The following is a 10,337-nucleotide window of genomic DNA, read 5'->3' on the forward strand; positions in this document are numbered from 1 at the left end:
CCGCTCTTCGTTACGCTTTCCTTTTCCTTCTTCCCACCCTTAGGCTGGGGAGGCGTGCTTACTAGGCGCGCCATGATGCGCCTGGTTTCACCCCAACTCTGATCGTCAGGTTTATCAGCCATGGAACCATTCGCCTCACTGCAGCCCAACGTTCGCTCGTACGCGCTTGTTGGATATTATCTTAGCGGATGGGGCGCGATGGAACACGCCCTGAATGAGTGTATCCGTTTGGCCCTCAATCTCGATTTTGCTCAGGGGCTGATCGTCACGAAGAACCTTCAATTCCGCAATAAGCAAAAGATACTGCGAGTCCTCATCAACGAGACATTTCAGGACAGCGAGAAGAAAAGTTCATACGAGAGGACCGCGATTGATATCGGCAATATGAGCGACGACCGCAACATGATCGCTCACGACTGGTTCGGCCCGGATGAGAAGGGTGATGGCGTCTCGTTCCTCGTCACCAAGGCCAATGCCAAGCTGGTTTTTCCTGAGGTGCGGTGGTCCATCCTCGACTTCGCCGAGCGGCATAATCAACTCATGGAAGCCGCTCAACAACTCAAGCGCATGGAACCAATGTTCCAGTTGTCGGACGCCTTCAAGGCTCTATTCTCTGGTCAATCTGCACCACCCAATCCAGAGCCCTTTTCGCAAGGGATCGGACTTCTGGGAGCCCTCCTGTCTCCATCAGATCAAGATTATTCCCCTCCTTCGACCACTCAATCCATAGATCCTCAAACGCCTGAAGATCCTTCGACGTGATCTCCGTCTCGATCTCAGTCTGAGCCGGCCTGTCGCGAATCACCATAGGACTATTTTCACTTTTGTCACGTATATAATTGGGAACGAAGTCCTAGGTTGACCGCGATTTCGGTAGGGGGATGCGCCCTGTGTCTGCCCACTTCCGGCCGCCTATCCTTGGCTCCGGCTTCAAGCCTTTGGGGTCGGGGTGTTCACATTCGTTCACGTTCGGCATTCACGTCCGTTACACGTTCCTAGGGTTCGGCATTAACAAACATTAACCCTCTGGCCTGTGAGGGATTTTTTCTCCAGGTGTTCACATTCAGCCGCCTGCACGGCGCGCCTTAAGTCCACACTTCTCGATATACTCGAAGGATGAGATAGCGTTCGAAAAGGCGCTCCGAAACTGTGCGCACGGCGGTCCCGGATCCTATCCTTTCCTCCGGCCGGCGGTCCCTACCCGAACTGCCGATGACCTGGTTGCCGGCCTATGAGACGCCTCAGCGAGCTGCCTGCCGTGCGTTCTCCGAAATCAGCATCGGGCTCGCCCGATCTAACCGTTTGTCGATGAGCGTAACGACAGCGAGCAGCCCGAGCACAGTCGCCAGCACGGCGAAGCTACCGACCGCCCGGATCATCAACCTGTGCCCAATCTGGATCTCAATTTTACTCGTCATCGCCGCCTCCTCGATCTTCTACCGTAAGATATTGCGGCCGATCGGATAGCGGGGGAAAAGTCGTCGGTATGAACTGCTGTGGAATCTTATACTGAGTCACCAGCGAGCGTTTGGCGCCGACTGCAACATATGAAGCTCTGAGGCCGTGGAGCGCGCCGGTGAGCTCTCCTGACACGCGGGAGCTGATTCAACCTCGCCTATGTAATTCAACGTTAGATCAGAAGGAGGAGGCGCACCGGGTCAGCGGCCGGCGCGCCTACCATTCCTAGCTCAGCGACTCTCTCGGCTGAACGGTCTTCATGATCACCGGAACCCGCAACCGCGGCTTATTCGCCCTCATGTGCCATCGCATGAAGCGCGCGCCCCCTGCATAATCGAGGGGAGGAACGTCGTGCATTCCTGCCATTTCCTCGAAATCACAAAAGACAAACCAGGGAAGCAGGTCACCACAGTTCCAAAGCCGCCCACAGAGTGCCCAAAGGCTTGCGTGCATCGTGACTGTCATTGCGTCACCGTGGACATAAGCGGCAACAAGATCATTGAACGCCGCGCGCAGATGTCCGGCGGCTTGCCCCTCGCCCGAGGGTTCGAAGGCGGCCCGATTGGACGGCTTTGACCTGATAGCAGTGGCAGGGAAATTCATGCTGCTTCCGCCTCAATAATCTTTGAGGGGTCGAGCGCTGTCTCGGCAATCAAAGCCAGGCTGCCGAAACTGATCAAGCCTCGCCAGATGGGGGCTTCGACAAATTTACGGAGCTTTCCCTTCTCGGATGCGCTCATCGCCACGGAGCTATACGCCAGCGGTGTTGCAGCCTTTGCGAGTTTCAGCCGGTTTTCCTCAGTCGGATTACTGCAGAACGCCTCGATCGCCTCCCTTGCGGCGTCAACGTGACCCAGCGCATTGTGCGCACGAGAAACAAAGCCTCGAAGATCGTTCACGGCGTCGTTCATAGATTTGATGACTTCTTCGATTTCGAAGAGGATATCGTCGACACTGTCATTGGGTGCCGCGTCCTGAATGAGGGACTCGATCCATGCGATTCTTTCGCGAGCTTCCTCCCCAGCTTGGATGCTCCAGTCAGCTGAAGGCAAAAGAGCGTCAGCCTCTTCTGAATGGAGAATCTCAGTAAGCAGATAAATCGCGTTTGTGCTGGTCATAGGGTATAAGCCTTTCGCCCTTTCAAGGGCCGTGAGGTGTTGCAAGTCACTTCGCTACGCCGCCCGCAAAAGCGGCGCCTCTTCCTGCCGGCGCGGGGTGCAAGCCGCGTCGGTAGGTCCAAAGGCCTCTCAGCCCTTGATCTGGTATTCCGGGAAGGTCAGCCGGGCTTTCTTCGCCAGGCGCGCCTGGATCCGGTTCAATTCGACGATGTCGTCCAGCGCCTGCTTTCTTGCTGCCGCGTCCGGTAGTTCTGCTGCCTCGAGTTCGGCGATGCGGGCCTCGACCTCCTCCCGTTTGAAGCGCGAGATCTTCTCGGCCAGAATTCGGAGACCATCCTGCATGGCGTCCGCGAGCATCTCCGCCTTGCCGAGTGACAAGCGGTTTTCAGTTCCTGAGCCCTCCACCTCGAACTCGTCATACTCAGGCCACTCGTTTCTCTCGAAGTCAGGAAGCGTCACGCCGGCGAGGTCAAAGGTCTGCTGAACGCTGCTCCAATCTCCAGCGTCATCCTCGATATCGGCCAGGAAGAAAGCCGCGAAGGACCGCTTCAGGTATCGATTCGCCGAGTCCTTCTGATCGCGCCGGATCGCGAGCTGCTTTTCCCGATAGCGCCTCTGGCGCTCCGCATTTGTCATTGCCATTCCCGTGCTCCTTTCTGACCGTGTTGATACCTCGTTTCCTGTTACTGTTATACGTAACAATAACTAGCTAGCTAACAGATAACGCCGCGATAACGGAATTCACTTCGGCCCCACGGATCGCTTCAGTGAGCGCGTATAAGCTTCTCAGCGCTACGCGTCCTGGCGGCGAGCGTTGATCTGCACTCACGGAATGCGCAGAGGAGTGCTGGCGGCATTGCCACTCCAGCACAGCGTAGCAGCTATAGCGCGATGGAAATCTACATCCTCCTGCTCGCGGTCTTCGGCGCCGTTGTCCTTCTGACTGCTTGGCTGCCCATGCTCCTGAAGGAGCTGCCGCTCTCGCTGCCGATCGTGTGTATCACCATCGGGATGCTGCTCGTCTGGTCGCCGCTCTTTCCCGTGATCGCAGCGAACCCGCTGGAGAACCGTCTGGTGACCGAACGCCTGACCGAGTTCGTCGTGATCGTCTCTTTGATGGGCGCTGGGCTCAAGCTTGACCGAGTGCTCAGCTGGAGCGGCTGGGAAAGCACGTGGCGGCTTCTCGGCATCGCCATGCCGCTGACGATTTTCGCGATCGCTCTTCTGGCGGGAGCCATCCTCCGGCTCGATCTGGCGGCGGCGCTTCTGCTCGGCGCGGCCCTTGCCCCCACCGACCCGGTGCTCGCAAGCGACGTCCAGGTGGGTCCGCCGCAATCGGGCGAGGACGACGACGTGCGCTTTGCCCTGACGTCTGAAGCGGGTCTCAACGACGGCGCAGCGTTCCCCTTCGTCTACCTCTCCATCGCCATCGCTCTGTCACAGGTCTCCGGCGAGCCATTCTTCGCCGACTGGTTGCTGGTGGATGTCCTGTGGAAGCTCACGGCCGGCGTTGCCGTCGGGTGGATCGGCGGCAAGATCATGGGGCACCTGATGTTCCGGCTGCCCAATAGGGCTGGACTCTCGGAAACCGGCGACGGCTTTGTCGCGCTCGGCATTACCTGCCTTGCCTATGGCTCCACGGAGCTGATCAACGGTTACGGGTTCTTGGCGGTCTTCGTGGCGGCGCTGGCGATGCGCTCGGTAGAGCGAAAGCACGATTACCATGAGCGCCTGCACGGTTTCGCCGAGCAGATCGAGCGGCTGGTGATGATGGTCCTGCTGGTCTGCTTCGGAGCGGCCATCGCCGAGGGTTCGATCTTCGGCGCCTTAAACTGGCAGGTCGTCGTTCTCGCGGTCCTGATCCTGCTCGTAGTTCGCCCGATCTCTGGTTGGATCAGCCTTATGGGGTTCTCTGCACCGGCAAAGGAGAAGGCGGTGATTGCCTTCTTCGGCATTCGCGGGCTCGGGTCGTTCTACTACCTCGCCTATGCGCTGGGGCAGGCCAAATTCGCCCAGGCGGAGGTCCTGTGGGTGACGGTCTGCCTCGTCGTCCTGATGTCGATCGTCCTGCACGGCATCGTCGTCACGCCTGTTATGCGCCACCTTGACCAGGGCAGACCACCAGTTCGGCAAGCGGAGAAATGAACCTCACGGGGTCTCGGAGGACTCTTCCATAGGGTCATCTTAGATGCTGGAGATCGAGCTTGCTGGCGCCCGCGGATACAACTTCGCGCTCAATATCATGAAGCGCGCGACCGAGGCGCCATGAGTGACGACGAGCACAGGCGTAGCGCTTTAGCGAGTGCTCCCCGGCGACGGCAGAAGATCTGGCAAGGTGACGAGGCTGCTTGCTCGGGTGACAAAAGTTTACATAGACGCGTTCAGGCGCCGGTTTTCATGTCGAACTTGGTTCAAATCTCAGGGTGACGGTGACATCTGTCACCCAACAGGAAAGGCCGAAAGCCACCTTTTGCGGGCGACAGGTTCACGCAAACGTTACGCAAAGTTGACACGCGCACCGTCGATTTCGATTTTTCGCGATTTTGTCACCTTTCGCCCCTCATCAGTGGATGAGCGCTCGCTGCATGTTTGTCTGGGTCGGCCTGATGAGGACGGTGCCGATCAGCGGAGGATGATTGTCCGGATCGTGCTCTTCGCCTATGAGTGGCATCGATCGGATTGCGCGGAGCCTCAACTCCAGTCGATGCTGATCGCTCGATCCGCATAGCAGCCATCTCCGCGACGGCGCATGATCCTCGAACTGCTCCGGCGCAATCGCGTCGGTGAGCGTCGCCACCAAGATCGTTCATCCGGCGCGGCGTTCCAGACCACTCCGACAGGCGCATTCCGTTCGAGTCGATCGCTGACGATCAGCACGGTGACGAGAAAGCCGAGCACGATCAGCAGCACAGCGAAACGGCCGGCGGCACGGATGACAAGTCTGCGTCCGACCCTGATCTCGATCCCGTTCATCCTCGCCGCCTCCTGTTCCGATTACGGGAGCATTCTGCAGGCGAGCGGTGAGGGTGGGGAGTAACCGACGCTCCGGTTTGCATGGATCGTCATGCAGACTCGCTGGCGAGCGTTCCTCGTCAGATGCAGGATCCACAACAGTGGAGGCCACGGAGCTCGCCACAGGGCTTTCTCGAGTCTTGGCGGCGCATTCCCGCCTGGGACTATCGACTGGGCAGATATTCGAAGGTGACATCGCCGGATCTAAACGTATTCGCAGTTCGACGATCTCCCCTCCTCTGCCGGAGGACTTGCAGAAGACCGATCGAAATGCACGAATGACGATGGGGAATATGAACGTAGCGCCGAGCGGGATCTGGTGGAGAGGAGGATCGTGTGAAGACCGATATTCGAAAGGGCCGGCTGATGCCTATGCAACGGGGCAGTGATGATTGGCTCCATCGTGGCTCCTCGCTGAGCCTGTGGTGGATTCAGCGAGTGCGATGCCGATGAGGTGGACAGGTCTGCTCGCGTGGTTCCGTGCGCCGAAGGAGGTCCGGCGGGAGGCCTCGGTCCTCGTCGCCATGCACGGGCCGCAGGGCGCATGGGTAGCCGCCCGCGACAAACGCCACTTGGCGGAAGTAGTCGATGCGCTCGACGACGCGCGCCAGTGGAACGCGGTGATGCGCGAGATCGAGCGACAGACCGGGTATCTCCATCAGCCTGACACTGCGACACGGATGGCTGAGCGTGACTAACTCGGGCGATTAGGATCGCAAGATCGTCCGGTCGGCGCTTTACAGGATCCGACGAGGAGATGTGGGACGGCGGACGGCGCCGATCGTCAGGGAGAGTCACCGGCGAGCGTTCCGCGCCGGATGCAACCAGCCTAGCATAGGAGGCCACGGAGCTCGCCAGTGAGCGCCCCTGAGTCTTGGCGCCCACATCCCGTCGCGCACCGTCGACAATCTTCTCGATCGAATTAGCGGATCGCTCAGACGAGTGGTGGATGCTCCTCGCCGGAGTGTGCGCCATATCCACTGTCAGCTCGTGAAACGACCACGGATGCAGAGCTATTTATGCGAAGCCGCACATGTGGGCTATACGTTCCTCGCGAATAAGCGTAACGCTGGGGAATATAAAGCGTCCGGCTCAATCATCGTTTGAGAGAAGAACTATGGCTACCTTGTATTCTCGAATCGGGCGGTGCAGTCTTTCGTTCTTGCTGCCGATTGCTCTTCTTGCATACGGGTTGTCCGACGGAGCAGCGCAAGGCATAGAGCGGGGTGGCGCCACCATGCTCAAGCCTACTGTAGCGCAGCGCAGCGAACGGAACGCGATCAACAAAATCAATCCAGCTCAGTTGAAACGCGGCGAAAACCTGATTGAGCGCGCACCGTCTGGCTTTGCTCTCATTTGTATTGCCGCAAGCGGTCAGCCTCTGAAATTTGTCGTCAAGGACCCCCGGGGCGCGGCTATTCCGACAACAACCACAAAAAAGGGCACAAAGTGCTGGTCATGCGGTGTCGATGCTGCTGGAGATACGCATTGCTGGCAGATACCTTGCCCTGTGATTACAGGGCCGTGGAAACCGGCCGCGGCGGCCCAGCAAAATTTCCGTCAGTAGAGCAACCAAATTTTTCTTATCTAGACTAAGGGGCGCATCCATAAGTTTCGCGTCCTTGGCCAGTGCTGCCAGCCGGCTATATGCACCAGCCCGACACCGCGACCCGGATGGCTGAGCGTGACTGACGCGGGCAATGAGGATGGCGAAGATCGTCCGATCGACGCCCTACTGGATCTGACAAGAGAGGTCGGCCGACGGACTGCGCCGATCGCCGTGGGGTCTCATCGGCGAGCGTTTTCTGCCGGCTGCTACCCAACCACATCAGGAGGCCATGGAGCTCGCCAGCGAGCGCCCCTGAGTCTTGGCGGCCCACCGCATCCCATACTCGCCAACAATCTTCCGATGAGCTTAGCGGGTTGCGCAGACGAGTAGCGGGTGCGCCTTGCCCACTGTCAGCCCGTAGGAACGATTTTGGGCCAGCAGTTATCGCTGGCCCAACAACTATCATCAGAACTCTTCCCAGCTGTCCGCATCGGACTGCGGCGCTCGGGCCGCGCCGCCTGAGCCGGTCGGGCGGAGTTGTGTGACCTTCGCGCTCTGACGTTGCGGAGCTAGGGTGGGCTGCCGACGTTGCGTCGCATCGCCGGCGCTGGTGCGGAACTTCGCCATGGCATGGGCGAGTTCGTCGGTCTCGCCCGCCAGCGTCTGGCTGGCCGCCGTGGCCTCTTCCACCATCGCGGCGTTCTGCTGGGTGACCTTGTCCATCTGGTCGGCAGCACCCGAGACTTCGCGCAGGCTCGTCGCCTGTTCGCGGGCCGAGGAGGCAATGGTCGAGATGACCTCTGCCATGGCGCTGACTTCCGAGACGATCTCTTCCAGCGACTTGCCCGAGGCCGTGACCAGTTCCACGCCGGTGCCGACCTGCTCGCGGGACGTCGCGATCAGGGTCTTGATCTCCTTGGCGGCTTCCGCCGAGCGCTGGGCAAGCCCGCGCACTTCCTGGGCGACGACCGCGAAGCCCTTGCCCGCTTCGCCGGCCCGTGCCGCCTCGACCCCGGCATTCAGCGCCAGGAGGTTGGTCTGGAAGGCGATCTCGTCGATGACCGAAATGATCGAGTTGATCTTCTCCGAGGACTGCTCGATCTGGCCCATGGCCGCGACCGCCTTGCCCACGACCTCGCCGCCCTTCTGGGCCTTTTCGCGGGCACCGGAAGCCACCCGTTGGGCCTTGCCGGCGCCTTCGGCGGTCTCGTTGACCGCCTGGGTCACTTCACCCAGCGCCGCGACGGTTTCCTCGAGGCTCGCCGCCTGCTGCTCGGTGCGGTGGGCGAGATCGTTCGAGGCCGTGTTGATCTCGCCGAGACCCGTGCGGATCGAGGCGATCGACATCACGACGTGACCGATGGCGGTTTCCAGTGCGGCAACGCTGGCGTTGAACTTGGCGCGGATGGGCTCGAACTCCTCGGCCACCCTGTCCTGCATGCGCACGGTCAGGTCACCGGCCGACAGGCGCTCGAAGCCCACTTCGACGACGCCGACAAAGGCCCGCAGGTCTTCGGCCTTGGCGTTGTCGAGCGCGGCCTGACGCTTCTTGGCCTCGTCCTGGCTGATGCGGGTGGCCTCGGCTTCCTGCGCCAGCTCATCGCGCTCGATCGCGGCCTGCTTGAAGGTCTCAACCGCGCCCGCCATCTCGCCGACTTCATCCCTGCGGCCGGCGCCGGGGATGATGACGGTCTTATCACCGGCGGCAAGCTTCCGCATCACGCCAGTAATCTGGACGATCGGCGTGGCGATGCCTCGGGACAGAACCCAGCCGAGGCCCACCGAAACCAGAATCAGCGCTCCCATCCCGATCAGGAGGGCTGTTTCTGCAGCGCCCTTGGCCTCAGCTTCGGCCTGGCTTGCCAAAGACAAGCCAGCCATGGTGGCCTCGCGAACGCCATCGAGAATGTTCTCGATGGGCTCGATGAATTCGTCAGCCTTGCCGGAATTGAAGAGCGTCAGGGCCTGTGGGTAAGTCAGCTCCGTGCGGGCATTGCGGATGACGGGATCGGCAATTTCATTCTGCCAAGCCTCCATCGCAGCGGATGCCTGGGGCAATTGCGCGGCGATCTGGCTGCCGGCGCCTGCAATATCGCCAAGGCGAGCGATATCTTTCTTGAAGGTCTCGTAATGCTCCTTCACCCGCCCCGAAAAATAAGCGTCGCGGGTGATCATGAAGCCGCGCAGCGAATTTTCTTGCCGAGCGAGCGCGAAGCGCGCGTCGATCGCTGCGTTGGACAGGCTGACTTGGTGGTTTTTGTCCTCTCCGGCGGTCTCGATCTTCGTTAAGGATTGGAACAGTAGCACGCCCATGCAAGCGGCTATCACCACGAGCGTCGCGAAAGCTGCCGCTATCTTCGTAGATATCTTGAGGTTTGCCAGCTGCATTGTTCCGATCGTCCTATTGGGATTGCGCAGGAAAGGTTCCCGAGCTCGAGATTTCCCTCACAAAATAGTGAGTGATGATTAAGAGATCCTTCTCGCGAACCCTCAGGGTGAGCATACATGCCGCGATACCCACCCGGCGTCACTGGCGAGCGTTTCGTGTCAGCTTGAGGCCAGGGAACTTGCCAGTGAGCGCCCCTGAGTCTTGGCGAGCATATCCGATCGCCCATCGGCGAGAATCTTCACGATCCGATTAGCCGATCGTTCAATCGAAAGGCTGATGCTCCACGGCGGAGGTATGCGCCATGTCCACTGTCAGCCCGTGGAAGCGACAGGATCGTCTTGACAGTGCTGCCCGGCTGCGGCGGCAGTTTGAACGTGTTCCACGACGTCGCCAGCGATCCCGCTGGTCGCGAGACTTGTCGATGCTGCTCATCAAGATTGTTGCGATCATCGGCGTTGGCGGCGCAGCCATGTATGCCGCTCCGGAGCGAACGGGCACAGGATCCGGGATCACGACGAAGCATATTCTCGCGTATCGGAACTGCGACGCTGTGCGCGCCGCAGGGAAGGCGCCGCTAAGGCGAGGGCAGCCGGGGTATGCTCGCCATCTGGATCGAGACAATGACGGGATCGCTTGCGAGCCATGGTCGGGCAGGTAGTGAAAGAGATCAGGTTCAGGGAGGATTAGGTGTTTGATCCCGGGTTTTGATGGTGCAGTCTTTTCGCAGGGATGGAAGGATGCGCTATGGTCCAAGTTCTTCATGGATGCGCCACGACGACAGAGGCGGTCCGTCGAGCGATACAGCATAGTC

At 60.0% G+C, this 10,337-nt stretch carries 10 protein-coding genes; 4 read left to right on the forward strand and 6 right to left on the reverse strand.

Annotation, left to right across the window (positions count from 1 at the left end):
• Positions 1 to 198: 198 nt before the first annotated feature.
• A complete protein-coding gene (locus H9Q09_RS04955) occupies positions 199 to 762 on the forward strand; it encodes a hypothetical protein (RefSeq protein WP_187390113.1) in 564 nt (187 codons plus the stop codon).
• A gap of 479 nt (positions 763 to 1,241) precedes the next feature.
• Here the strand turns inward: H9Q09_RS04955 and H9Q09_RS04960 are convergent, their stop codons facing one another.
• The 4 genes from H9Q09_RS04960 to H9Q09_RS04975 form a co-directional block, all read right to left on the reverse strand.
• Positions 1,242 to 1,418 (reverse strand): hypothetical protein, encoded by a 177-nt coding sequence (locus tag H9Q09_RS04960; RefSeq protein ID WP_187390114.1) that lies wholly within the window; start codon positions 1,416 to 1,418, stop codon positions 1,242 to 1,244.
• Between the two features lie 265 nt (positions 1,419 to 1,683).
• A complete protein-coding gene (locus H9Q09_RS04965) occupies positions 1,684 to 2,061 on the reverse strand; it encodes a hypothetical protein (protein WP_187390115.1) in 378 nt (125 codons plus the stop codon).
• Complete coding sequence (locus tag H9Q09_RS04970; protein ID WP_187390116.1) at positions 2,058 to 2,576, reverse strand: hypothetical protein; 519 nt, start codon at positions 2,574 to 2,576, stop codon at positions 2,058 to 2,060. The genes H9Q09_RS04965 and H9Q09_RS04970 overlap by 4 nt, the downstream gene beginning before the upstream one ends.
• Before the next feature lie 129 nt (positions 2,577 to 2,705).
• A complete protein-coding gene (locus tag H9Q09_RS04975) occupies positions 2,706 to 3,218 on the reverse strand; it encodes a hypothetical protein (RefSeq protein WP_187390117.1) in 513 nt (170 codons plus the stop codon).
• 249 nt (positions 3,219 to 3,467) lie between these two features.
• On the opposite strand from H9Q09_RS04975, the gene H9Q09_RS04980 reads away from it, so the two are divergent.
• Positions 3,468 to 4,721 carry a cation:proton antiporter gene (locus H9Q09_RS04980; protein WP_187390118.1) on the forward strand — a complete coding sequence of 418 codons (1,254 nt, stop codon included), beginning with the start codon at positions 3,468 to 3,470 and terminating at the stop codon, positions 4,719 to 4,721.
• A 546-nt stretch (positions 4,722 to 5,267) separates the two neighbouring features.
• Here the strand turns inward: H9Q09_RS04980 and H9Q09_RS04985 are convergent.
• Positions 5,268 to 5,549, reverse strand: coding sequence for a hypothetical protein (locus H9Q09_RS04985; protein ID WP_187390119.1), 282 nt, complete (start codon positions 5,547 to 5,549; stop codon positions 5,268 to 5,270).
• Positions 5,550 to 6,705: 1,156 nt separating this feature from the next.
• On the opposite strand from H9Q09_RS04985, the gene H9Q09_RS04990 reads away from it, so the two are divergent.
• The gene (locus H9Q09_RS04990; RefSeq protein WP_187390120.1) at positions 6,706 to 7,155 is read left to right on the forward strand and encodes a hypothetical protein; all 450 of its coding nucleotides are present in this window, start codon (positions 6,706 to 6,708) and stop codon (positions 7,153 to 7,155) included.
• Positions 7,156 to 7,602: 447 nt separating this feature from the next.
• On the opposite strand, the gene H9Q09_RS04995 is transcribed toward H9Q09_RS04990, so the two are convergent.
• Positions 7,603 to 9,525: a methyl-accepting chemotaxis protein gene (locus tag H9Q09_RS04995; protein ID WP_187390121.1), complete on the reverse strand. Its 1,923-nt coding sequence runs from the start codon at positions 9,523 to 9,525 to the stop codon at positions 7,603 to 7,605.
• 470 nt (positions 9,526 to 9,995) lie between these two features.
• Here H9Q09_RS04995 and H9Q09_RS05000 point away from each other — a divergent pair, with 470 nt between their 5' ends.
• The gene (locus H9Q09_RS05000; protein WP_246716017.1) at positions 9,996 to 10,184 is read left to right on the forward strand and encodes an excalibur calcium-binding domain-containing protein; all 189 of its coding nucleotides are present in this window, start codon (positions 9,996 to 9,998) and stop codon (positions 10,182 to 10,184) included.
• The last annotated feature ends 153 nt before the right edge of the window (positions 10,185 to 10,337 follow it).

Source organism: Aurantimonas sp. DM33-3, from assembly GCF_014334315.1.
Classification (GTDB): Bacteria; Pseudomonadota; Alphaproteobacteria; order Rhizobiales; family Rhizobiaceae; genus Aurantimonas; species Aurantimonas coralicida.

What these genes read in the sequence shown, in the direction of transcription:
- H9Q09_RS04955 (WP_187390113.1), top strand. Translation starts at nt 199, where the DNA reads ATGGAACACGCCCTGAATGAGTGTATCCGTTTGGCCCTCAATCTCGAT.
- H9Q09_RS04960 (WP_187390114.1), bottom strand. Translation starts at nt 1,418, where the DNA reads ATGACGAGTAAAATTGAGATCCAGATTGGGCACAGGTTGATGATCCGG.
- H9Q09_RS04965 (WP_187390115.1), bottom strand. Translation starts at nt 2,061, where the DNA reads ATGAATTTCCCTGCCACTGCTATCAGGTCAAAGCCGTCCAATCGGGCC.
- H9Q09_RS04970 (WP_187390116.1), bottom strand. Translation starts at nt 2,576, where the DNA reads ATGACCAGCACAAACGCGATTTATCTGCTTACTGAGATTCTCCATTCA.
- H9Q09_RS04975 (WP_187390117.1), bottom strand. Translation starts at nt 3,218, where the DNA reads ATGGCAATGACAAATGCGGAGCGCCAGAGGCGCTATCGGGAAAAGCAG.
- H9Q09_RS04980 (WP_187390118.1), top strand. Translation starts at nt 3,468, where the DNA reads ATGGAAATCTACATCCTCCTGCTCGCGGTCTTCGGCGCCGTTGTCCTT.
- H9Q09_RS04985 (WP_187390119.1), bottom strand. Translation starts at nt 5,549, where the DNA reads ATGAACGGGATCGAGATCAGGGTCGGACGCAGACTTGTCATCCGTGCC.
- H9Q09_RS04990 (WP_187390120.1), top strand. Translation starts at nt 6,706, where the DNA reads ATGGCTACCTTGTATTCTCGAATCGGGCGGTGCAGTCTTTCGTTCTTG.
- H9Q09_RS04995 (WP_187390121.1), bottom strand. Translation starts at nt 9,525, where the DNA reads ATGCAGCTGGCAAACCTCAAGATATCTACGAAGATAGCGGCAGCTTTC.
- H9Q09_RS05000 (WP_246716017.1), top strand. Translation starts at nt 9,996, where the DNA reads ATGTATGCCGCTCCGGAGCGAACGGGCACAGGATCCGGGATCACGACG.